Source organism: Streptomyces krungchingensis (genome assembly GCF_054729265.1).
Map to the genome: position 1 here is coordinate 4,715,508 of NZ_JBPUKY010000001.1, position 22,694 is coordinate 4,738,201.

The following is a 22,694-nucleotide window of genomic DNA, read 5'->3' on the forward strand; positions in this document are numbered from 1 at the left end:
GCTGTGTCCGGTACCCGATCGCTCGGGTACCGGACACAGCCGGTTCCGGGCCCGCCCGCCGCGAGGCCGACGTGCCCGCCGCCGGCGACCGTCGCGGTCACGGCTTGGCATCAAGCCGAGTTACCCTCGGAAACCCCTTTTCCGGCCGGATCACCTCCACCACTATGGGCCCCCCATACCCGCCGGTAGGTCAGGGCTCCGGCGGGCGGGCCGAGGGGATGCGAGGAGGCACGGGAATGGCTGGGGCCGGCCGGACCGACGCTGAGGACACCGGGGACGAGGCCGGGGGCGAGGGCATGTTCGCCACCGCCTCCGACGCGCAGCTCACCGAACTGCTGCGCGCCGACACCCCGACCGCGTACCCGGCGCTGCGCGAACTGCGTCTGCGCCACCGGCCCGCGGTCCACGCCTACGCCCGCATGTGCACAGCGGGCGAGGCCGCCGCTCGCCAACTGACCGCGCAGGCCTTCGCGCTCGCCGCCCGCGACACCGCGCTCGGCAGCGACCCGCGCGGACCGTGGCGCCATCAACTCCTGCTCCTCGTGGGACAGGTGGCCGCCTCCTGGGCCACCGGAGAGCGCGCGAGCCGCCTCGACCCCGACCTGCTCGGACGGCTCCTGCAAGCCGGCGGCCCCGACGGCCCGGTCCCGTCGATGCTCGACGCCTTCGAGTCGCTGCCGACCCGCGTCCAGGGCCTCGTCTGGTACGGCGTCGTCGACGAAGAGCCCGACGAGCGGACCGCGACGCTCCTCGGCATCACCCCGCAGGACGTGACCTACGGGCGCGGGCCGGCCTTCCAGGCCCTGCGCCAGGCCTGCCTGAAGACCCGCCTCGCCCGCTCCGGCAACCCGCGCTGCCAGGACTTCCGGCGGCTGATCGAGGAGGCCGCACACCCCGAGAGCCCCCGCTACAGCGCCGACCTGCACGCCCACATGGCGCACTGCGGGCACTGCGCCGCCGCGTACGAGGAGTTGGGCGCCCTGCGGGACACCCCGCGCGAGGCCCTGGCGGAGGGGCTGCTGCCGTGGGGAGGTGCCGCTCTCGTGGGAGGCCTCGACGGCGAGCCCCGGACGGCGCCCGCCGCGCGGGGCGGCCGGTCCGGACTGCCCGCACGCCGCCTCGTGCTGGTCTCCGCCGCGCTCGGGGTCGCGGCGGCGCCGCTGCTGCTGTTCCTGCTCACGTCCGGCGGCTCGGACCCCGCGCCCACCGCCGGAACGGTCCGCACCCCCGAGGCGCCGCCTCCCGTGACGGTCACCGCGACGGTCTCCGCGTCCGCGTCGCCGTCCCCGTCCGCCACCTCCCGGCGCCCCGGCAGGCCGCAGACGCCCTCGCCGACCGCGAAGCCGTCGAAGACGCCCGCGAAGACGCCGAAGCCGTCGCCGTCGCGCAGCGCCTTCAGTCCGCCGGACGGCACCTTCGCCCAGGTGGTGAACGTCGGCTCCGGCCGGTGCCTGGACATCCGCGACGGCGACCTGGACCGCGGCACGGACGTGATCACGGCCCGCTGCACCTCGTCGCCCACCCAGATGTGGCGCGTCGACACCGACCGCGACGTCCTCCAGTCGTACGCCGACCCGGACTACTGCCTCGACAGCCGCGGCGACACCGACCGGGGCGTCGGCATCTGGGAGTGCGACTCGGTCTACGGCTCCCACGGCCAGAACCTGCGCTTCACCGTGGACGGCGACGGCGTGATCCGGCCCGCCATCGCTCCGGACCACGCGGTCACCCCGGACGGCTACGGCCTCGCGCTGTTCACCGCCGAGGGAGGCGACGACCAGCGCTGGCGCGCCGGGGCGACGGCTACGTGACCGGGACCCCGCGCCGCCACACGCGCGACACCAGCGGGACGCCCGGCCGGTAGGCCAGGTGCACATGGCTCGGGGCGTCGAGCAGGGCCAGGTCGGCGAAGGCGCCCGGGGTGAGGCGGCCGACGTCGTCACGGCGCAGGGCCGCCGCCCCGCCCGCCGTCGCCGACCAGAGCGCCTCGTCCGGGGTCATCCGCATGTCGCGCACGGCCAGGGCGATGCAGAAGGGCACGGACGACGTGAAGGACGAGCCCGGGTTGCAGTCCGTGGACAGGGCGACGGTGACGCCCGCGTCCAGGATGCGGCGGGCGTCGGGCCATTCGGCGCGGGTGGAGAACTCGGCGCCCGGCAGCAGCGTGGCCACGGTCCGGCTGTTGGCCAGGGCGTCCACGTCGGCGTCCGTCAGATGCGTGCAGTGGTCCGCGCTCGCCGCGTCCAGTTCCACGGCGAGCTGGACGCCGGGGCCGTAGGAGAGCTGGTTGGCGTGGACGCGCGGGTGCAGGCCCTTCGCCTTGCCCGCCGTGAGGATCGCGCGCGCCTGGTCGCCGTCGAAGGCGCCCTTCTCGCAGAACACGTCGATCCAACGGGCGTACGGGGCGCAGGCGTCGAGCATCTCGCCGGTGACCAGGGCCACGTACCCGGCCGGATCGTCCGCGTGGTCCGGCGGGACGATGTGGGCGCCGAGATAGGTGACCTCGTCGGTGTGCGCCGCCGCGATGCGCAGGGCCCGCGCCTCGTCCTCGACGGTCAGGCCGTAGCCCGACTTCGTCTCGAACGTGGTCGTGCCCTGGCGCAGGGCCTCGGCCAGGTGGTGCGTGAGGTTGCGCTCCAGAGCCGCGTCGTCCGCGGCGCGGGTCGCTGCGACGGTGGTGCGGATGCCGCCCGCCGTGTAACCGCGGCCCGACATACGGGCGTTGAACTCCTCGGTGCGGTCGCCCGCGAAGACGAGGTGCGAGTGGGAGTCGACGAAGCCGGGGATCACGGCCCGGCCCCCGGCGTCGACCCGGTTGTCGGCGGCGGGCGCCTCGCCCGACGCGCCGGTCCACGCGATGCGGTCGCCGTCGATGACGACGGCCGCGTCCCGGATCAGGCCCAGAGGCGACCCGTCACCGAGGGAGGGGTCGTTGGTGACCAGGCTTGCGATGTTCGTGATGACGGTGGTGCTGCTCATGGCGTCCTCAGGGGTGGCGGGACTGCGGGTGGGCATCAGGCGCGCAGGGCTTCGACGGCGTCCGCGAGCGCGGTCGGCACGTCCGGCACGAGCGTGTGCACCCCGTCCCGTACGACGTGCCGGCCGGCCACGACCGTATGGCGTACGTCGGCCCCCGTCGCGGCGAACACGGCCGTCTCGGCGCCGAGGCGCGGCAGGGGTCCCGCCGTTCTGACCGTGTCGAGGGCGATCGTGGTGAAGTCGGCGGGCGCGCCCGCTTCGAGGACGCCGGCGTCGTCCCAGCCGAGGGCCGCGTGGCCGTCGGCGGAGGCGGCGCGCAGCAGGGCGGCCGCCGTCCAGTGACCGCGGGTCCGGGTGCGCAGGCGCTCGTTCAGCTCCATCGCGCGGGCCTCTTCGAGCAGGTCGATGACGGCGTGGCTGTCGGAGCCCAGGGACAGGGGCGAGCCGGCCCGCTGGAGGGCGACGGCCGGACCGATGCCGTCCGCCAGGTCGCGTTCGGTGGTCGGGCACATGCAGGTGCCGGTGCCGGAACCGCCGATCAGGGCGATGTCCTCGTCCGTGAGGTGCGTGTTGTGGACGCCGGTCGTGCGCGGTCCGAGGACGCCGTGGTCGGCGAGGAGCCGCGTGGGCGTGCAGCCGTGCGCCTGCCGGCAGGCCTCGTTCTCCGCCGTCTGCTCGGACAGGTGGACGTGCAGCGGGGCCCGCCGGTCCTCGGCCCAGCGCGCCACGGTCGACAGCTGGTCCGCGGGCACGGCCCGTACGGAGTGGACGGCGGCACCGATCCGTGCGTGCTCCCGGTCCTTGAGCAGTGAGGCGCGCTGCGCCCAGGCGTCGGCCGTGCCGTCCGAGAAGCGCCGCTGGTGCGCGTTGGGCGGCTGTCCGAATCCGGAGGAGAGGTAGGCCGTGTCGAGGAGGGTGATGCGGATCCCGGCCTCCCGCGCGGCCTCGATCAGCGCTTCGCCCATCGCGTTCGGGTCGGCGTACGGGGTGCCGCCGGGGCTGTGGTGCACGTAGTGGAACTCGCCGACCGCGGTGACGCCCGCGAGCGCCATCTCCGCGTACACCGCGCGGGCGAGCGCGCGGTAGGTGTCCGGGGTCAGCCGGTCGGCGAAGGAGTACATGACCTCGCGCCAGGTCCAGAAGGTCCCGGAGCCGACCTGGACGGTGCCGCGCAGGGCCCGGTGGAAGGCGTGCGAGTGGGCGTTGGCGAGTCCCGGGAGGGTGAGTCCGCGCAGGATCTCGGCGCCCGGCGGCGGGGTCTCGGCTCCGGTGCGGACCGCGGTGACACGGCCGTCCCGTACGTCCAGGGCGACGCCCGGCTCGACGTGGGTGCCGAGCCAGGCGTGTTCCAGCCAGTACGTCTGCGTCACCTGCAGGCCAGCCCTTCGAGTACGTCGGCGAGTGCGGTCACCCCGGCCACGCAGTCGTCCTCGGCGGCGTGCTCGGCCGGGGAGTGCGAGACGCCCGTGGGGTTGCGTACGAACAGCATGGCGGTCGGGACGGTGCCGGAGAGGATTCCGGCGTCGTGTCCGGCACCCGTACCCAGAACGGGGACGGTGAGGTCCGCCTCCTTGCCCAGGATGCGCGCGAGTTCGTCGCGCAGCGCGTGCTCGAACTCCACGACGGGGGTGAACGACTCACGGACGACGTCGAGTTCGATGCCGTGCGCCTCGGCGTACTCGCGGGCCGCCTTCTCGACGCCGGTGACGACGGTGTCGAGGGTCGGCTGGTCGGCGGCCCGGGAGTCGAGCCAGCCGCGGACGAGGGAGGGGATCGCGTTCACGCCGTTCGGCTCGACGGAGATCTTCCCGAAGGTGGCGACGGCACCGGCGAGTTCCGCCTCGCGCCGGGCGGCGAGCACGGTCTCGGCGTAGGACAGCATCGGGTCGCGGCGGTCCACGAGCCGGGTCGTGCCCGCGTGGTTGGCCTCGCCGCGGAAGTCGAACCGCCACCGCCCGTGCGGCCAGATGGCGCTGGCGATGCCGACCCGGTCGCCGCTCAGGTCGAGGGCGCGGCCCTGTTCGACGTGCAGCTCGACGAAGGCGCCGATCCGGGCGAGCCGCTCGGGGTCGGGCCCGATCGTGGCGGGGTCGTAGCCGGCGCGTTCCATGGCCTGCGGCAGGGTCACGCCGTCCGCGTCGGTGAGCCGGTGGGCCTGTTCGACGGTCAGCTGTCCGGCCGCGAGCCGGGAGCCGACGCAGGCGAGCCCGAACCGGGCGCCCTCCTCGTCGCCGAAGTTGACGATGGCCACGGGCTTGGTGAACCGGACGCCCCGCGCGCGCAGTTCGTCGAGCGCGGCGAAGGAGGACACGACACCGAGGGGCCCGTCGAAGGCGCCTCCGTCGGGGACCGAGTCCAGGTGTGATCCGGTGACCACGGCGTCCTGCCCGGCGGGGTCGCCGAGCCAGGCCCACTGGTTGCCGTTCCGGTCGAGCTCGTAGGTCAGGCCGCGGGTCTCGGCCTGGTCCTTGAACCAGGCCCGGCAGTCGGCGTCGGCACCGGTCCAGGCGAACCGGCGGTATCCGCCGGAGGCGGAGCTGCGGCCGACCGGCAGCAGCTCCGCCCACATGCTCCGGAAGCTCACGCCTCGCCGCCCTCACGCATCGGCACGCGCACGCCGCGCTCGTCGGCGACCGACTCGGCGATGTCGTAACCGGCGTCGACGTGCCGGATGACGCCCATGCCGGGGTCGTTCGTCAGGACCCGGCGGATCTTCTCGCCGGCCAGCTTCGTGCCGTCGGCGACGGAGACCTGGCCCGCGTGGATGGACCGGCCCATGCCGACGCCGCCGCCGTGGTGGATGGAGACCCAGGAGGCGCCGGAGGCGACGTTCACCATGGCGTTCAGCAGCGGCCAGTCGGCGATCGCGTCGGAGCCGTCGAGCATGGCCTCCGTCTCCCGGTACGGGGAGGCGACGGAGCCGCAGTCGAGGTGGTCGCGGCCGATGGCCAGCGGTGCCTGGAGCTCGCCGCTCGCGACCATGTCGTTGAACCGCTCGCCGGCCTTGTCGCGCTCGCCGTAGCCGAGCCAGCAGATGCGGGCGGGCAGGCCCTGGAAGTGGACGCGCTCGCCGGCCATCTTGATCCAGCGGTGCAGGGACTCGTTCTCCGGGAAGAGGTCGAGGATCGCCTTGTCGGTCTTGGCGATGTCGGAGGCCTCGCCGGACAGGGCCGCCCAGCGGAAGGGGCCCTTGCCCTCGCAGAAGAGCGGGCGGATGTAGGCGGGGACGAAGCCGGGGAAGGCGAACGCCCGGTCGTACCCGGCGAGCTGGGCCTCGCCGCGGATCGAGTTGCCGTAGTCGAAGACCTCCGCGCCGGCGTCCATGAAGCCGACCATCGCCTCGACGTGCTGGGCCATCGACTCGCGGGCGCGGGCGGTGAAGCCGGCCGGGTCCTTGGCGGTCGCGTCGGCCATGTCGTCGAAGTCGACGCCGACGGGGAGGTAGGCGAGCGGGTCGTGGGCCGAGGTCTGGTCGGTCACGATGTCGATGGGCGCGCCCTCGGCGAGCATGCGGGGCAGCAGCTCCGCCGCGTTGCCGAGCAGGCCGATGGAGAGCGGCTTGCGCTGGTCGCGGGCCTCGGTGGCGAGCTGGAGGGCGTGCTCCAGGGAGTCGGCCTTCACGTCGAGGTAGCGGTGCTCGATGCGGCGCTCGATCGCGCGCGGGTCGCAGTCGATGCAGATCGCGACACCGTCGTTCATCGTCACGGCGAGCGGCTGGGCGCCGCCCATGCCGCCGAGGCCGGCGGTCAGGGTGATCGTGCCCGCGAGCGTGCCGTTGAACTTCTTCGCGGCGACGGCGGCGAAGGTCTCGTAGGTGCCCTGGAGGATGCCCTGCGTGCCGATGTAGATCCAGGAGCCGGCCGTCATCTGGCCGTACATGGTGAGGCCGAGGGCCTCCAGGCGCCGGAACTCCTCCCAGTTCGCCCAGTCGCCGACCAGGTTGGAGTTGGCGATGAGGACGCGCGGGGCCCACTCGTGGGTCTGCATGACGCCGACGGGACGGCCGGACTGGACGAGCATCGTCTCGTCCTGCTTCAGGGTCTGCAGCGTGCGGACCATGGCGTCGAAGGAGCGCCAGTCACGGGCGGCCTTGCCGGTGCCGCCGTAGACGACGAGCTTGTCGGGGTGCTCGGCGACCTCGGGGTCGAGGTTGTTCTGCAGCATCCGCAGGGCGGCTTCCTGCTGCCATCCCAGGGCGCTCAGTTCCGTACCGCGCGGCGCTCGGACGGGGCGGGGTCCTGACATGGGCTGCCTCCTGTGCGGACGGGTCCGGTGTCCGGACTGTTCAGCGACTGTTGCTATGGATATTCACATCCTGACTTCTTGAATAGAGCTAGTCAATAGCGACGTGCGCCAGCGCCGCCGAGCCGAGGATGTTTGGCTGGGATGTATGGGTGCAGACAGGGACAGGACGGGGGATCCGGTGGAGCACGCGGAGGGCGGGCACGGGACGGACCGGAGCGGCGCGCACGGGGCCGCTCCGGGCAGCGGGGGGACGGGCGCCCCGGGCGCGGGCGGACCCGTCCCGCCGCGGACCCCGGCACGCCGCGGGACGGGTGGTGGCGGCTCACCCGAAGGGGACGCCGACCGGGTCGCGCGGCGCGACGAGGCGGTCCGGGCCGCGGTCGAGCAGGGCCTGACCGGGCCGGGAACGCCCGTCGTCGCGCTCCTCGACGTGCACGGCATCCGGGCGTCGGCGGCGGACCTGCGGGCCGCCTTCGCGGCGGTGACCGCCCCCGGCACGCCGGTGCTGCACGCCTTCGCGGTGAAGGCCACCCCGCTCGTGCCCGTGCTGCGACTGCTGTACGAGGAGGGCATCGGCGCGGAGGTGGCGAGCCCCGGCGAGCTCGCGCTGGCGCGCGCGGCCGGCGTGCCCCCCGCGCACACCGTCCTCGACTCCCCCGCCAAGACGAAGGCGGAGCTGCGCGAGGCACTCGCCCTGGGGATCGCGGTGAACGCGGACAACGCGCAGGAGCTGGACCGACTGGACGCGGCCGTCCGGTCCGCGCCCACCCGCTCCCCTCTCGGGATCCGGGTGAACCCGCAGGTCGGCGGGGGTTCCATCGAGGCGCTGTCCACCGCCACGGCGACCTCCAAGTTCGGGGTCGCGCTGCGCGACGAGGGCGCGCGCCCCTGGCTCGTCGAGGCGTTCGCCGGCCGTCCGTGGCTGACCCGGCTGCACCTGCACTCCGGCTCGCAGGGCGTCCCGCTGTCGCTGATGGCGCAGGGCGTGGCGGAGGTGTACGCACTGGCCGAGGAGATCAACCGGCGCGTCGGGCGGCGGCAGGTCGACACGATCGACATCGGCGGCGGGCTGCCGGTCAACTTCGCTTCCGACGCGACGACACCGACGTACGCGCAGTACGCGCGGCTGCTGGCGGAGGCGGTGCCGGGGCTGTTCGACGGACGGTACGGCCTGGTCACCGAGTTCGGGCGGTCGCTGCTCGCCAAGCACGGGACGGTGCTCGCACGGGTCGAGTACGCGAAGTCCGCCGGAGGGCGGAAGGTCGCGGTCACGCACGCCGGGGTCCAGGTGGCGGCCCGCACGGTGTACGCGCCGGCGTCGTGGCCGCTGCGGATCGCCGCGTACGACGCGAAGGGCCGGCCCAAGACGGGCCCGGACGTCGTCCAGGACGTCGCGGGCCCCGCCTGCTTCGCCGGCGACCTGCTCGCCGAGGGGCGCGCGCTGCCGCTGCTCGAACAGGGCGACCACGCGGCCGCGCTGGACACGGGGGCGTACTACTTCGCCCACCACTACGCGTACAACTCCCTGGCCCGTCCCGGGATCTTCGGCTTCGCCCGGGACGCGGAGGGCGGGGTGCGCTTCGCGGTCGTCCGCGAGCCGCAGACCGTCGACGAGATCGTCGCGGAGTCCGGCGGGGCGCAACGGTCGGCCCTCACGGGGCTCTAGGGGTGTCGTCGGGGGCGCTCACGGGGACGTGCGCCTCCCCGCACTCCTGGGCGCCCCCGGCCACCCCTGCGCGACGACGCTTACCGGCCACAGAATGTGGCCAGTTGACCCACCTTAGTCACCGCGGGCATGTTCCACAGGAAAATGCCGGATCCCTCACCCGTCACGCACACGTTGCGTAACTTCGGCGTCACTCGGCCGAACCCTTGGCGGGAGGGGAGAGACGGTGCCCGGAATCGACGAGTGCCTACTGGAAGCCATGACACTGCCCGGTGCGCGGGGTGCAGCGGTGGTCGACTGGACCAGCGGACTGGCCCTGGGCACCGTGGGCGACGCGCCGGGCGGTGATCACGAGACGACGGCGGCGGAGGCCGCCGAACTCGCCCGGCTCGCCGCGGAACACCACGCCTTCGCCCCGTCGGACGGCTCCGACTGGTCGGAGCAGGAGACCCCGGTCGAGGACCTGATCATCAGCAACCGCGACAGCTACCACCTGCTGCGGTTCGTACGGACGACCTTCGACAGCAGCGTGTTCCTGCACCTGTGGCTGGCCCGCTCCGACGGGAATCTCGCGCTGGCCCGGATACGGCTCGGCGAGATGGCCGGACGGCTGGTGCTGGGATGACGACGGTCAGAACACCTCCCCCGCCCCGCCTCCCCGTGCGGGACAGGGCGGCGGCCATCGGCGGCAACGGCGGCGTCTCGCCGATGCTCAGCCGCCTCGCCGACGAACGGGCCACCGGCGTCCTCATCCGCGAACGCGGCACCCTCTACCTCGCCGACGGCCAGGTGGTGCACGCCGAGAGCCCCTCCACCCCAGGGCTCGACGTGCTGCTGACCGCCCGCGGAGTGCTGGACGCCGAGGCGTGGCGGGAGGCCGTCGCGGCGGCGGGCGCCCGCCGCCGGGTCGGCCGGTTCCTCGTCGACCACGGCCGGATCGCCGAGGGCGCGCTGGAGCTGTGCCACCTCGGCGCGCTGTACGACGCGGCGTACTTCGTGCTCGGCCCGAGCAGCTCCCCGACCCGCTTCCGCTACGGGGCCGCGCACTGGCTGGGCCCCGTCCACCCCGTGCCCGTGGCCGCGCTGGAGCGCGAGACGGTGCGCCGCCGCGAACTGCTGCACCGCATCTGGCCCGACCCGGCGACGGACACCGCTCCGCTGCTGCGCTCCGGGCTGCCCGCCGGGCCGTCCGTGCCGCTGCGCCAGGAAGCCGTACTCGGCCGGGTCGACGGCGTACGGACCGCGGCCGACGTCTCCGCCGCGCTGGGACGGCCGGCCTTCCACACCCTGGTCGACCTGCGCCGGCTGGCCGCCGCCGGACTGGTGGGGGCCGTACCCGCACCGCAGCCGTCCCCCCTGCCCGGCGTGCTCACCCAGCCCTCCGCCGATCCCGACGTCGCGCTGCTGCGACGGCTCCGAGACGCGCTGGAGGCCCTGTGAGTCCCAACCCGGGGGAGGCCTTGTGATCCGCGCGCTACGACAGCGTGCCGAGAGGAGACTGCTGATGGCGGCGGAGCCCGAAGTCCTGGACGAACTCCACCGGTTGAGGGCCCGGGTGCCCCAGCTGACCGGGGCGCTCGCGGCCAGCGCGGACGGTCTCGTCCTCGCCCACGACACCCCCGGTGTGGAGCCGGACGGGCTGGCCGCGCTCACCGCGGCGGCGCTGGGGGTCGCCGCACGGATGACGGACGCGACCGAACAGGGCGACTTCCGCGAGCTGCTGGTCCGCGGCGTGCACGGCTATGTCGCCACGTACGCGGCGGGCACCTCCGCCGTGCTGACGCTGCTGGCCCAGGACCGGGTCAACGTCGGCCGGCTCCACTTGGAAGGGCGCCGTTCCGGGACCCGGATCGGGGAGCTCGTGGACGCCGCCACCGCACGCGGCGAAGCGCTCGGCCCGGCCAGGGCCTCCGGGAAGGCCCCGTCCGGGGCCCCCACCACACGTACCCGCACGGCGCGCGGCCCGGGGAACGCGCGCACCACCACCGCACCCAACACCCCGACCACATCGGAAGGCTGAGAGGAAGCAATCCACCATGGCGAACACCGAAACCACGCTGAAAGAGGCTATGGCGTCCATCGAGGGCGCGACCGGAGCGGCTCTCGTCGACTACACCAGCGGAATGGCGCTGGGCACGATCGGCGGCAGCAAGGGCTTCGACCTCAATGTCGCGGCGGCCGGCAACACCGACGTCGTCCGCGCGAAGATCCGCACCATGGAACACCTCGGCCTCAAGGGCGAGATCGAGGACATCCTGATCACGCTGTCCGACCAGTACCACCTGATCCGGCTGCTCAAGGGGCGGGGCGGGAACGGCCTCTTCCTGTACCTGGTGCTCGACGGCAAACGGGCCAACCTGGCGATGGCCCGGCACCAACTGCGCAGGATCGAGGCCGAGCTGGAGGTCTAGGGGGCTTCATCCCGTCACCGGCACCCGCCACCTCGTGGTCAGCGGCGCCGCGCCCCTCCGGGCGCGGCGTCGCCGGCCGCGACGCCGGTGGCACGGCAGGCCTTGACGGGCTTGCCCGCCGGTGCGCCCGCGCGGCGGCCCAGCCAGTCGACCCGCACCCAGATCAGCGTCTGCCCGGCGCGCTCGCGGCGCCCGAGCCAGCCGGCCTTGAACCACAGCCCGGTCCCCACGCCCGCCAGCAGCATGCCGCCCGCGGCGGGCACCGCGAAGGAGCTGCCGAGCGCGGCCAGGAAGGCCAGGACGAGCCACCAGCGGTGGCCCCGGCGCCAGTTGCGCACCGTCACGGCACGGTCCTGGAGCACGTCCTGCTTGCCGGCGCGGGCCGCGGAGCGGACCAGGGCCGCGTACCGCTTGCGGCGCACGCACGCCGTCACGGCGGCCGCCACGACGAACAGCGCGGCCCCCGCCAGCACTCCGATACGGCGGCCGGTCAGACCGGGGACCAGCACCCCGATCCCGGCCGCGAACACCCCGCACCACCACAGTGGTGCGGCACCGGCCCGCACGACGACGGCCACCCGGGCCAGTCCCTGACCTCCGCGCGCCACGCTCCGCCTCCTCAGCTCACCGTTCGCTCCGTCGGGCGGGCACGGTAGCCGAGGAAGGTGAGACGAGTCTGAGAAGCGGGGCGGCGTGCCGCGACGGCTACTCGGTGAACAGGCCCCGGGCGGCGGCCCGCGCGTCGAACTCCTCCAACCGCGCCTGCGCGTCGGGCAGGTCGTCGCACATGGCCTCCAGCAGGACGCGCCCCAGCAGCATCGGGGAGCACGCCGTGTCGAAGGCGAGGCCGGTGCCGACGGCGGCGGGCAGCAGGAGGTCCGACACCTTCGCCACCGGCGCGAAGGCGGAGTCGGCGACGGTGACGACGGTCAGCCCGGCCTGCTTCGCGTAGGCCAGCGAGTCGACGACCTCGCGCGGGTGGCGGGGCAGCGCGAAGCACAGCAGGGCCGTGGCGCCGGCCCGCACGGCGGCGTCGATGCGGTCGTGGAGCATGGTGCCGCCCTCGTGCAGCAGCCGTACGTCCGGGTGGACCTTGGCGGCGAAGTACGCGAAGCCGTACGCCTGGGAGGCGGCGGCCCGCAGTCCGAGGACGGGCAGCGGGCGGGAGGCCGCGAGGAGCCGGCCCGCCCTGGCCACCGGACGGGGGTCGGCGAGCGCCTCCGCGAGGTGTCTCAGGTTCTCGATCTCGGCCTCGACGGCCTGCTGGTACTCGTTGTACGAGGCGGTGTCCGCGGCCGGTTCCGCGGGCGCGACCTCGCGCAGATGCCTGCGCAGCGCCGGATAGCCATCGAAGCCGAGGGCGACCGCGAAGCGGGTCACGGAGGGCTGGCTGACCCCTGCGAGCTCGGCGAGCTCGACGCTGGACAGGAACGGCACGTCGGCGGCGCGCCGCACCATGCTGTGCGCGATGCGCCGCTGGGTCGGTGTGAGGCGGTGCCCCTCGAAGAGTGCCTGCAGCCGTGCGGCGGGGCTGTCGGACACGACGGCGTCCGTGTCGTCCCCCGCGTCCGGGACGGTTCCGGCGTTCCTGCCCACGCCGTCCCCGTCCGCGGCCGTGCCGGTGCCCATGCCCGCGTTCCCGCCCGTGTTCCTGTCCACGCTCTTGCCCGCGCTCTTGCCCGCGCTCATGACGTGCTCCCCCTCCAGATGTCCGTGAACCGGTCCAGCAGCGCGGCCGCCGCCGTCACGTCGTCCGTGAGCGGCCGGTCGGCCTGCTCCGGGTCGAGCACCGACTCGGCCAGCTCCAGCGCCCGGCCCACCGGAAGGTCCGGCTCGGGCCGCAGGTCGCGCTGGCGCAGCGCCCGTACGGCGGCGACCAGTTCACAGCCGACGACGAGACGGTACGCGCCGCACGCCCGCAGTGTCTGCCGGGCGGCGAGCGAGGCGAAGCTCGCCTGCTCCTCGACGCCCCGGGAGAGTACAGCGTGTCCGAGCGAGGCGGGCGCGGAGAAGGCCCGCAGGTCACCGAGCGCGGCGCCGGCGGCGTACTCCAGGATCATCACCCCGGAGGACGCGGGCTCCGGGTCGGCGAGGAAGGGACGCAGACGGGTGTAGGCCGGTTCGTTGAGGGTGGAGAGCCGGGAGGTGGACAGCCGCGCCACCTGGGTGACGGCCAGCCTGAAGTGGTCCAGGGCGAGCGCGAGTTGAGCCTGGTAGAAGCCGCCGTGGTGGTAGGCGGCCATGTCCTCGGGCGAGATCAGCGGGTTCTCGGCGGCGGCGTTGATCTCCACCGTGAGGACGCCGTCCAGTGCGTCCGCCGCGTCGTGCGCGGGGCCGTGGATCTGCGGCACGCACCGGAAGCCGTAGGGGTCCTGGATGCGGCCGAGCGGTGGGGTGGGCCGGTCCGCCGCGCCGATCAACGTCCGCATCCGCCGGGCCACTTCGGCCGATCCCCGGTGCGGGCGGGCGGCGTGCACGGGCTCCGCGTACGCCTCGTGGGACCCGTCGACGGCCAGCAGCGACAGCGCGGCCACCACCTGGGTGGCCTCGATCAGGGCCCGCAGTTCGTGCAGCGCGAGGGCGGACTGGCCGAGGGTGAGCGCGTTGCTGCTGATGAGCGCGAGGGCGTCGTTGTTGTCCAGGGGCTGCGCCTCGGGGGCGCCCGGCCCGCGCCAGGGGTGCTCCCCCGCCAGCGCCAGGCCGACCTGGGCGAGTGCCGCGATGTCGCCCGTGCCCACCGAGCCGAATTCGTTGACCACGGGGTACGCGCCGCTCTCCAGCGCCTCGCACAGGGCCGTGACGACGGTGGGCCGCAGGCCGGCGCCGCCCGCGAGGAGCTGGTTGGCGCGGACGGCGAGCATGGCGCGGACCTGGCGGGCGGGAAGCTCCTCGCCGATGGCTCCGGCGTGGCTGCGCAGCAGCCGCAGTCCGTGGTCGGCGGCCGCCTCGGTGGGCACGTCCTCGTTCCGGTTCGCGCCGACGCCGGTGGAGCGGCCGTACACCCGCCCGGTCGCGGCGATCTGCCGGGCGGCGTCCCAGGACTCCTCGACCCGCTTCATCGCATCGGTGGCCGGCACCGGCCGCGCGGTCCCGTCGGCGAGGCGCACGACGTCCTCGACACCGGTGCCGCGCCCGTCCAGGACCACGAGATCGGTCACCGACAGGGGTGTCGCCGTACTCGACGTGTCCACAATCCGAGACGCCATTACGCCCGTACTCCCCTCAACCCGGACATTCAATCTTGCCTGGCGGTCATCGGTGACCAGCGATTAACGCCGGACCGTTGACAACCTATTCAGATACAGAGAACTCTGCATGACGATATACAGACCGGGCAAGGGACACCTCATGATCCAGTTCGACACGGTCCACAAGCGCTTCCCCAATGGCACGACAGCAGTCCACGACCTCTCCCTGGAGATGCCGGAAGGCGGCGTGACCGTACTCGTCGGGTCTTCCGGTTGCGGCAAGACGACCACCCTCCGGATGATCAACCGGATGGTCGAGCCGACCTCCGGGACCATCCGCGTCGGCGGCAAGGACGTCCTGGAGCAGGACGCCGCGGAACTGCGCCGCTCCATCGGCTACGTCATCCAGCAGTCCGGGCTCTTCCCGCACCGCACAGTGCTCGACAACATCGCCACCGTGCCGCTCCTGCTGGGCTGGGGCCGCAGGAAGGCCCGCTCCAGGGCGGCCGAACTGCTGGAGACCGTCGGCCTGAACGCCGACGCCGGCAAGCGGTACCCGCATCAGCTCTCCGGCGGCCAGCAGCAGCGCGTCGGCGTCGCCCGCGCCCTCGCCGCCGACCCGCCGGTCCTCCTCATGGACGAGCCCTTCGGCGCCGTCGACCCGGTCGTGCGCACCCAGCTCCAGGACGAACTGCTGCGCCTCCAGAAGGAACTGAGCAAGACCATCGTCTTCGTCACCCACGACATCGACGAGGCGGTACGGCTCGGCGACCAGATCGCGGTCTTCCGCACCGGCGGCCACCTGGTGCAGTGCGCGGCCCCCGCGGAGCTGCTCGCCCGCCCCGCGGACGACTTCGTCGCGGACTTCCTCGGCGCGGAGCGCGGTCTGAAGCTCCTCTCCCTGACGACCCTCGCCGACGTCCCGCAGGCCGCGGCCCCGCAGGACGGCCCCTGGACCCTCGTGCTCGACGCGGCGCGCAAGCCGCTGGCCTGGCGCTCCCGGTCCAAGGACGCCGAGGTGCCCCTGCGGCCGCTGAGGGACGGCGACTCCCTGCTGTCCGCGCTCAACGAGTCGGTCGCCTCCCCGGCCGGCCTGGTGGCCCGCGTCGACGGTGACGGCCGGCTCACCGGCGTGACCTCCCGCGAGGACATCCACGAGCACGCGGGCCGGGCGCACAGCGCGGCCGGTGCCACGACCGGCGCGGACGTGGCCGCATGACCGTCGACTGGTCGTGGATAGGCGACCACACCGACGACCTGACCTCGCTCACCGTCTCCCACCTCGAAGCCGCGCTGACCGCCGTGCTCCTCGGACTGCTGGTCTCCCTGCCGCTGGCCGTGCTCGCCCACCGCGTGCGCCCGCTGCGCGGTCTCCTCCTCGGGCTCTCGAACGTGCTCTTCACGATCCCGTCGATCGCGGTCTTCGTCCTGCTGCTGCCGGTCAGCGGGCTCACCCGCACCACCACCGTCATCGGCCTGACGATCTACACCCTGGTCGTCCTCCTGCGGAACACCGTCGAGGGCCTCGACTCGGTCCCGGCGAGGACGAAGGAGGCCGCGAAGGCCATGGGCACCCGCCCGCTGCGCACCCTGCTCACCGTCGAGCTCCCGCTGGCCCTGCCGGTGATCATGGCCGGCGTGCGGATCGCCACGGTCATGTCGATCTCACTGGTCTCCGTCGCGACGTACATCGGCGACGGCGGGCTCGGCCAGCTGTTCACCGACGGCTTCCAGCGCAACTTCCCGACGCCGGTGATCGTCGGCGTCGTCCTGACCCTGCTGCTGGCCCTGGTCGCGGACGCGCTGCTGGTCGCGGTCCAGTACGCACTCACCCCTTGGACGAGGCGGCGCGCCTGATGTACGAACTCTTCGAGAACCTCGGCAGCTGGCTGGTCAGCGGCGACCAGTGGTCCGGCACGGACGGGATCGCCCACCGCCTGGCCGAACACCTCCAGTACTCCCTGCTCGCCACGCTCGTCGCCGCCGCCATCGCGCTCCCCGTCGGCCTGCTGATCGGGCACACCGGCCGCGGCGCCTTCCTCGCGATCAACCTCGCCTCCTTCGGCCGCGCGCTGCCGACGGTCGGCCTGGTCGTCCTCGTCTTCCTCGCGAGCGGCCTGTCGATGTGGCCGGTGTACATCGCGCTCGTCGCGCTCGCCGTCCCGTCGATCGTGACGAACACCTACGCCGGCATGAACGCCGTCGACGCGGACGTGAAGGACGCGGCACGCGGCCAGGGCATGCGCGGCCACCAGGTGCTCCTCCAGGTCGAGCTGCCCCTCGCGCTCCCCCTGATCATGACGGGCCTGCGGCTCGCGCTGATCCAGGTCGTGGCGACGGCCACCATCGCCGCGTACGTCTCCTTCGGCGGTCTCGGCCGCTACGTCTTCGACGGCCTCGCCCAGCGCGATCTGGTGCAGGTCCTCGGCGGGGCGGTCCTCGTCGCCGTGGTCGCCGTCGTCCTCGACCTCGCCCTCTCCGCGCTCCAGCGCGTCCTGTTCCGCCACCGTCCCGCCTAGGAGCACCCCAGTCATGAATCGTCGCACCCTCCTCGGCGCGCTCACCGGCGCGGCCGTCTCCGTCCCCGTCCTGACCGCCTGCGGCAGCGGCATCACCTCGCTCGACGGCGGGGGTTCCGCCGGCAGCGGCGGCAGCGGCTCCAGCAAGGGCGGCGTCACCATCGGCACCGCCAACTTCACCGAGAACCAGGTTCTCGGATATCTGTACGCCGCCGTCCTGGAGGCCGCGGGCGTGAAGACGACCGTCCGCCCCAACCTCGGCACCCGCGAGATCCTCATCCCCGCCCTCAAGGGCGGGGACATCGATCTGCTCCCCGAGTACCAGGGTGCCCTGCTCCACTACCTGGCCCCGAAGTCCAGGGCCACCGAGGAGGGCGAGATGCAGAACGCCCTCGCGATGGCGCTCCCGGCCGGTCTCCAGGTCCTCCCGTACGGCATGGCGGAGGACTCGGACGCCTTCGTGGTCACCCGGGAGACCGCACGGAAGTACGGCCTGTCCACGCTCGCCGATCTCGCGAAGCAGAACGGCAGGCTCGTCGTCGGCGCCGCCCCCGAGGTCAAGAAGCGCGAGGTCGGCGTGGTCGGCCTGAAGGACGTGTACGGGGTGGAGTTCAAGGAGTTCAAGTCCCTCGACTCCTCCGGCCCGCTGGTCAAGGGCGCCCTGAAGAAGGGCGACGTCGACGTGGCGAACCTCTTCACCACCGACACCGACATCCAGGCCAACGACTGGGTGGTGCTGTCCGACCCCAAGAACCTCGTCCCCGGCCAGCACATCGTGCCGCTCGTCGCCGACCGCAAGGCCGACTCCACGGTCCGCAAGGCGCTCGCCGAACTCGGCAACGTGCTCACCACCGCCCAGCTCACCGAGCTCAACCGCCAAGTGGACAAGGACAAGAAGGACCCCGAGGACGTGGCGAACACGTACGCCCGGCAGCACGGACTGGCCAAGTGATGGCGGGCGGCATCGTGGAGCTGCGCTCCATCGACGTGGTCCCCGACGAGGAACGCCACGGCACGGCGTTCTCCCAGTTCACCCTCTGGCTCGGCGCCAACCTCCAGATCACCGCCGTCGTCACCGGCGCACTCGCCGTCGTCTTCGGCGGCGACGTGGTCTGGTCGATCGTCGGCCTGCTGCTCGGCAATCTGCTGGGCGGCGCGGTGATGGCGCTGCACTCGGCGCAGGGCCCGAAGCTGGGCCTGCCGCAGATGATCCAGTCCCGGGCGCAGTTCGGGGTGCGCGGGGCGGTGATCCCGCTCCTCCTCGTCGTCCTGATGTACGTCGGCTTCTTCGCCAGCGGCAGCGTGCTGGCCGGACAGGCCGTCGGCGAACTCACGCACACCGACGACACCACCGGCATCGTCGTCTTCGCCGTGGTCACGGCCGTGACGGCGGCGGTCGGCTACAAGGTCATCCACGCGCTCGGCCGGGTCGCGAGCGTGATCTGCGCCCTCGCGTTCGTGTACCTCGGGATCAGGCTGCTGGACCGGGTGGACGTCGGGGCCCTGTTCGGGGACGCCCGCTTCGACCTCCCGATGTTCCTGCTGGCGATGTCCCTGTCGGCGTCCTGGCAGCTGGCCTTCGGCCCCTACGTCGCCGACTACTCGCGCTATCTGCCCCGTACGACGTCGGCGCGCGCCACCTTCTGGTGGACCCTCGCCGGCTCGGCCCTCGGATCCCAGTGGTCCATGACCTTCGGAGTCCTGGTCGCGGCCACGGCGGGCGAGAAGTTCCTGGCGAGCCAGGTCGGTTACGTCGTCGCGCTCGGCGGCACCGGACTCGTCGCGTCCTTCTTCTACTTCGTGATCGCGCTCGGCAAGCTGACCATCAACGTGCTCAACACCTACGGCGGCTTCATGTCGATGGTGACGAGCGTCAGCGGCTTCCGCGGCCAGCGGGTGCTGTCGCGGGGCGGCCGGGCGGCGTACATCGGCCTGATCATGGTGGCCGGCACGGCGGTCGCGCTGCTCGGCAAGGACAGCTTCCTGTCCTCCTTCAAGGACTTCCTGCTGTTCCTGCTGACCTTCTTCACCCCGTGGTCGGCGATCAACCTGGTCGACTACTACCTGATCTCCAAGGAGCGGTACGACATCCCCGCCCTGTCGGACCCGAACGGCCGCTACGGAACGTGGCGCTGGGACGCGCTGGGGGTGTACGCGGCGGGGCTGCTCGCCCAGCTGCCGTTCCTCGCGACGAGCTTCTTCACGGGCCCGTTCGTGGCGCCGCTGGGCGGTGCGGACATCTCCTGGATCGTGGGGCTCGCGGTACCGGCGCTCCTGTACTGGCTGGTCGCGCGGCGCAACACGGCGCACCTCCCGGAGCGGACGGCGCACGAACCGGCCCCCGGTCCCCGGCCGGCGCACCAGGAGCGATGAGTCCGCCTCCGCATCACCGGATGCGGTGAAACGGGCAGCCGAGGAGGCGGATGTGTGCCTACGGTGAGTGAGCGTCAGCACTCCTCCTGAGGGAGCGTCATGCCCTCGAACCGCAGGGTCTTTCTCGCGGCGGCCGGCGCCGCGCTCACCGCGGCACCGGCGGCGGCACCGGCCGCCGCCGCACCGCATCCGCACCCGGCGTCCGCCCGCGCGGCCCTCGCCGAACTCCTCGCGGGCAACCGGCGGTACGCCGCCGGCACGCCCCGCCATCCGCACCAGGGCCGCGACCGGCGGCGGCTGCTGGCCGCGGGGCAGCAGCCCTTCGCGGTGGTCGTCGGCTGCATCGACTCGCGCGTCCCGCCCGAACTCGTCTTCGACCAGGGGCTCGGGGACCTGCTCTGCATACGCACGGCGGCACAGGTGCTGGACGAGGCGGGGCTCGCGTCCGTCCAGTACGGCGTGGCCGAACTCGGCATCCCGCTGGTGCTGGTCCTCGGGCACGAGCGGTGCGGGGCGATCGCGGCGGCCCTCGCGCACCTGCGCGACGGGACGCCCGTGCCGGGACACCTGCGGGTGCTCGTGGACGAGATCCTGCCCGCGGCACGGCGGACCCGGCCGGTCCCCGGGGACTGGGCCGACCACACCGTGCGGGCGCACACCTCGTGGGTCCGGGACGCGATCAGGGCCGACCCGGCCTTCGATGCGGCCGAGGTCACCGCCGCCCGCTTCGACCTCGACAGCGGACGGGTGCACCTGCTGCCCTGACCGGAACACACGGCGGCTGCCGCGCCGAGGCCCTGGTGCCCGGGCCCGCGGCCGCGCGTACGGGGTGGGGTCGCTCGTACGGGGTGGGGTCGCGCGTACGGGGGTGCGGCACAGCCCGAACAGGGGGGCTAACCCCAGTGCCACGGCGGCCCCGGCTCCCTACCGTGAGCGGTATGACCGGTAGGGAAGCCCGCGGCGACGCCGAATTGAAGAAGGAACTCGACGCCACCCTGCACGCGCGCAGGGAACTAGGTGACGAGTACGAGTCCGCGCTGGTCGACTCGTTCCTGGAGAAGGTCGAGCAGCGCCTCGACGGCGCGGTCGACCGCCGGGTGCGGCGCCAGCTCGCCGAACAGCAGATGGTGGTGGCCCGCGGCTCGCGCTCACCGCAGTCGACCGACTCCTGGGGCGAGCGCTTCGGGTTCGGGATCGTCTCGCTCGTCCTCGCGATCCCGCTGTCCGCGATCGGCGGCAGTGTCGCGCACCTGCCCGGCCTGCTCGTCGCCTGGGGCGGCATCGTCGGGGTCAACGTGGTCCAGGCCGCGCGTCTGTCCCCCCATCTCTTCGGCCGCCGCAAGGACCGGCCGGACTCCGACTGGGAGGAGTGAGCGCACCGGCGCGAGGGCCCGCCGGCCGGCGTCGCGCACGACGCGCGAGGGCCCGGCACCTGTGACAGGTGCCGGGCCCTCGTGACGTGTTGCGCGGGGACCGCCGCACCCCCGTAACCGGGGGGCGGGACGACGGCGGTCCCCGCGAGGGACGCGGGCCGGGTCAGGGCCGGGCTTGCGCGTCCGTGGCGTCCATGGAGGTCCGGGAGCCGCTCCGGAGGTCCTTGGCGCCGTTTCGGTGCCGGCCCGGGCGGGGAGCCGCTCCCGCCCTGCCGACATCCACCAATGTGCCGGACGCGTGTTAAGCGGGTGCTGCGCGGACGTGACACGCTCGTACCACTTCCGCGAAGTCCCGGCCGGCGCCGCCGGTGGACCCGTCACCGACGGACACCTCGTCCGCCCGTCGGGTGCCGCCCGCCCTCACCGGACGGTCGGCACCCGGCGCGTCACTGCTTGGCGCCGCCCTTGGCGAGGAAGGACAGCAGGTCCTGGCGGCTGACCACGCCGGTCGGCTTGCCCTCGACGAGCACGATGGCCGCGTCGGCGGAGCCGAGCACCGACATCAGGTCGCCGACCGGCTCACCGGAGCCGACCTGCGGCAGCGGCGCCGACATGTGCTTCTCCAGCGGGTCCTGGAGGGAGGCACGCTGGGTGAAGAGCGCGTCGAGCAGCTCCCGCTCGACGACCGAACCGACGACCTCGGCGGCCATCACGTCCGGGTGGCCGGCGCCCGGCTTGACGATCGGCATCTGCGAGACGCCGTACTCGCGCAGCACCTCGATGGCCTCGCCGACGGTCTCGTCCGGGTGCATGTGGACGAGGGAGGGGATGGAGCCGCCGGCCTTGTCGTTCAGCACGTCACCGACGCGCGCGCTCGGACCGGAGTCGTCGAGGAAGCCGTAGTCGGCCATCCACTCGTCGTTGAAGATCTTGCTGAGGTAGCCGCGGCCGCTGTCGGGCAGCAGCACGACGACGACGTCGTCGGGCCCGAGGCGTTCGGCGACCCGCAGCGCGGCGACCACGGCCATCCCGCAGGAGCCGCCGACCAGCAGGCCCTCCTCCTTGGCGAGCCGGCGCGTCATCTGGAAGGAGTCCTTGTCGGACACGGCGACGATCTCGTCGGCGACGGTCCGGTCGTACGCCGTCGGCCAGAAGTCCTCGCCGACGCCCTCGACGAGGTACGGGCGCCCGGAGCCGCCGGAGTACACGGAACCCTCCGGGTCGGCGCCGATGACCTGGACCTTGCCGTCACTGGCGTCCTTCAGGTAGCGGCCGGTGCCGGAGATGGTGCCTCCGGTGCCGACGCCCGCCACGAAGTGGGTGATCCTGCCCTCCGTCTGCTCCCACAGCTCGGGGCCGGTGGAGTGATAGTGCGAGAGCGGGTTGTTCGGGTTGGAGTACTGGTCCGGCTTCCAGGCGCCGGGCGTCTCGCGCACGAGCCGGTCGGAGACGTTGTAGTACGAGTCGGGGTGCTCCGGGTCCACGGCGGTCGGGCAGACGACCACCTCGGCCCCGTAGGCGCGCAGCACGTTGATCTTGTCGGTGCTCACCTTGTCGGGGCACACGAAGATGCACTTGTACCCCTTCTGCTGAGCGACGATCGCCAGACCGACGCCGGTGTTGCCGCTGGTCGGCTCGACGATGGTGCCGCCCGGCTTGAGCGCGCCGCTCTCCTCCGCGGCCTCGATCATCCGCAGGGCGATGCGGTCCTTCACGGACCCGCCGGGGTTGAAGTACTCGACCTTCGCGAGGACGGTCGCCTGGATGCCCGCGGTCACGCTGTTGAGCCTCACCAGCGGGGTGTTGCCGACGAGGCTGATCATCGAGTCGTGGAATTGCACCGTTGTCTCCGGAGCTGCGTTCTAAAAGGGATGGTCCCGTCAGCCTAAGGCCCTGGGGGACCGTTCACGCGCCGTTGAGATTGGCTGACCCTGTGCACG

21 protein-coding genes are annotated in these 22,694 nt (G+C 73.2%); 13 read left to right on the plus strand and 8 right to left on the minus strand.

All coding sequences use genetic code 11. The features are described from left to right. The first annotated feature begins 236 nt into the window (after positions 1-236). Complete coding sequence (locus ACSYGO_RS20740) at positions 237-1,811, plus strand: ricin-type beta-trefoil lectin domain protein (RefSeq protein WP_460387220.1); 1,575 nt, start codon at positions 237-239, stop codon at positions 1,809-1,811. On the opposite strand, the gene hutI is transcribed toward ACSYGO_RS20740, so the two are convergent. Genes hutI through hutU form a run of 4 tightly spaced genes read right to left on the minus strand, consistent with a single transcriptional unit; the run spans position 1,804 to position 7,224 of the window. After that, entirely contained in the window at positions 1,804-3,015 is a 1,212-nt protein-coding gene (gene hutI, locus ACSYGO_RS20745; protein ID WP_426677802.1) for an imidazolonepropionase, read from the minus strand. The two genes, ACSYGO_RS20740 and hutI, sit on opposite strands and share 8 nt — an antisense overlap. Beyond that, positions 3,015-4,355, minus strand: a complete 1,341-nt coding sequence (locus ACSYGO_RS20750; RefSeq protein ID WP_460389744.1) for a formimidoylglutamate deiminase — start codon at positions 4,353-4,355, stop codon at positions 3,015-3,017. The genes hutI and ACSYGO_RS20750 overlap by 1 nt, the downstream gene beginning before the upstream one ends. Further along, positions 4,346-5,563: an allantoate amidohydrolase gene (locus ACSYGO_RS20755; protein ID WP_095934803.1), complete on the minus strand. Its 1,218-nt coding sequence runs from the start codon at positions 5,561-5,563 to the stop codon at positions 4,346-4,348. The genes ACSYGO_RS20750 and ACSYGO_RS20755 overlap by 10 nt, the downstream gene beginning before the upstream one ends. Next, a complete protein-coding gene (gene hutU / locus ACSYGO_RS20760) occupies positions 5,560-7,224 on the minus strand; it encodes a urocanate hydratase (RefSeq protein ID WP_460387221.1) in 1,665 nt (554 codons plus the stop codon). The genes ACSYGO_RS20755 and hutU overlap by 4 nt, the downstream gene beginning before the upstream one ends. A 145-nt stretch (positions 7,225-7,369) precedes the next feature. On the opposite strand from hutU, the gene ACSYGO_RS20765 reads away from it, so the two are divergent. From ACSYGO_RS20765 to ACSYGO_RS20785, 5 genes are all read left to right on the plus strand, one after another. Beyond that, positions 7,370-8,890, plus strand: coding sequence for a type III PLP-dependent enzyme domain-containing protein (locus ACSYGO_RS20765; protein ID WP_460387222.1), 1,521 nt, complete (start codon positions 7,370-7,372; stop codon positions 8,888-8,890). A gap of 226 nt (positions 8,891-9,116) precedes the next feature. Continuing rightward, positions 9,117-9,515 carry a hypothetical protein gene (locus tag ACSYGO_RS20770; protein WP_426677799.1) on the plus strand — a complete coding sequence of 133 codons (399 nt, stop codon included), beginning with the start codon at positions 9,117-9,119 and terminating at the stop codon, positions 9,513-9,515. Next, entirely contained in the window at positions 9,512-10,330 is an 819-nt protein-coding gene (locus ACSYGO_RS20775; RefSeq protein ID WP_426677798.1) for a transcriptional regulator, read from the plus strand. Before ACSYGO_RS20770 ends, ACSYGO_RS20775 begins: the two co-directional genes overlap by 4 nt. 64 nt (positions 10,331-10,394) lie before the next feature. Beyond that, positions 10,395-10,910 carry a roadblock/LC7 domain-containing protein gene (locus ACSYGO_RS20780; RefSeq protein WP_426677797.1) on the plus strand — a complete coding sequence of 172 codons (516 nt, stop codon included), beginning with the start codon at positions 10,395-10,397 and terminating at the stop codon, positions 10,908-10,910. 16 nt (positions 10,911-10,926) lie between these two features. Then, on the plus strand, positions 10,927-11,301 hold the full coding sequence (locus ACSYGO_RS20785) for a roadblock/LC7 domain-containing protein (RefSeq protein WP_426677796.1): 375 nt from the start codon (positions 10,927-10,929) through the stop codon (positions 11,299-11,301). A 38-nt stretch (positions 11,302-11,339) separates the two neighbouring features. Here the strand turns inward: ACSYGO_RS20785 and ACSYGO_RS20790 are convergent, their stop codons facing one another. From ACSYGO_RS20790 to ACSYGO_RS20800, 3 genes are all read right to left on the minus strand, one after another. Then, on the minus strand, positions 11,340-11,909 hold the full coding sequence (locus ACSYGO_RS20790) for a hypothetical protein (protein ID WP_426677795.1): 570 nt from the start codon (positions 11,907-11,909) through the stop codon (positions 11,340-11,342). 97 nt (positions 11,910-12,006) lie between these two features. Further along, a complete protein-coding gene (locus ACSYGO_RS20795; protein WP_432174252.1) occupies positions 12,007-12,990 on the minus strand; it encodes a MurR/RpiR family transcriptional regulator in 984 nt (327 codons plus the stop codon). Beyond that, positions 12,987-14,507 carry an aromatic amino acid ammonia-lyase gene (locus ACSYGO_RS20800; protein ID WP_432174251.1) on the minus strand — a complete coding sequence of 507 codons (1,521 nt, stop codon included), beginning with the start codon at positions 14,505-14,507 and terminating at the stop codon, positions 12,987-12,989. The genes ACSYGO_RS20795 and ACSYGO_RS20800 overlap by 4 nt, the downstream gene beginning before the upstream one ends. A gap of 142 nt (positions 14,508-14,649) precedes the next feature. Between ACSYGO_RS20800 and ACSYGO_RS20805 the strand changes: the two genes are divergently transcribed. The 7 genes from ACSYGO_RS20805 to ACSYGO_RS20835 all read left to right on the plus strand — a co-directional run bounded on the left by ACSYGO_RS20805 (position 14,650) and on the right by ACSYGO_RS20835 (position 20,754). Next, the gene (locus tag ACSYGO_RS20805; RefSeq protein ID WP_432174281.1) at positions 14,650-15,708 is read left to right on the plus strand and encodes an ABC transporter ATP-binding protein; all 1,059 of its coding nucleotides are present in this window, start codon (positions 14,650-14,652) and stop codon (positions 15,706-15,708) included. Then, a complete protein-coding gene (locus tag ACSYGO_RS20810) occupies positions 15,705-16,346 on the plus strand; it encodes an ABC transporter permease (RefSeq protein ID WP_426677792.1) in 642 nt (213 codons plus the stop codon). The genes ACSYGO_RS20805 and ACSYGO_RS20810 overlap by 4 nt, the downstream gene beginning before the upstream one ends. Continuing rightward, the gene (locus ACSYGO_RS20815; RefSeq protein WP_095934813.1) at positions 16,346-17,008 is read left to right on the plus strand and encodes an ABC transporter permease; all 663 of its coding nucleotides are present in this window, start codon (positions 16,346-16,348) and stop codon (positions 17,006-17,008) included. Before ACSYGO_RS20810 ends, ACSYGO_RS20815 begins: the two co-directional genes overlap by 1 nt. Before the next feature lie 13 nt (positions 17,009-17,021). Further along, positions 17,022-17,960: an ABC transporter substrate-binding protein gene (locus ACSYGO_RS20820; protein ID WP_432174250.1), complete on the plus strand. Its 939-nt coding sequence runs from the start codon at positions 17,022-17,024 to the stop codon at positions 17,958-17,960. Next, positions 17,960-19,381, plus strand: a complete 1,422-nt coding sequence (locus ACSYGO_RS20825; protein ID WP_460387223.1) for a purine-cytosine permease family protein — start codon at positions 17,960-17,962, stop codon at positions 19,379-19,381. Before ACSYGO_RS20820 ends, ACSYGO_RS20825 begins: the two co-directional genes overlap by 1 nt. Before the next feature lie 99 nt (positions 19,382-19,480). Continuing rightward, positions 19,481-20,146 (plus strand): carbonic anhydrase, encoded by a 666-nt coding sequence (locus ACSYGO_RS20830; protein WP_432174248.1) that lies wholly within the window; start codon positions 19,481-19,483, stop codon positions 20,144-20,146. Positions 20,147-20,319: 173 nt separating this feature from the next. Further along, the gene (locus tag ACSYGO_RS20835) at positions 20,320-20,754 is read left to right on the plus strand and encodes a hypothetical protein (RefSeq protein ID WP_460387224.1); all 435 of its coding nucleotides are present in this window, start codon (positions 20,320-20,322) and stop codon (positions 20,752-20,754) included. 446 nt (positions 20,755-21,200) lie between these two features. On the opposite strand, the gene ACSYGO_RS20840 is transcribed toward ACSYGO_RS20835, so the two are convergent. Further along, complete coding sequence (locus ACSYGO_RS20840) at positions 21,201-22,595, minus strand: cystathionine beta-synthase (RefSeq protein ID WP_028803882.1); 1,395 nt, start codon at positions 22,593-22,595, stop codon at positions 21,201-21,203. Positions 22,596-22,694: the final 99 nt, after the last annotated feature.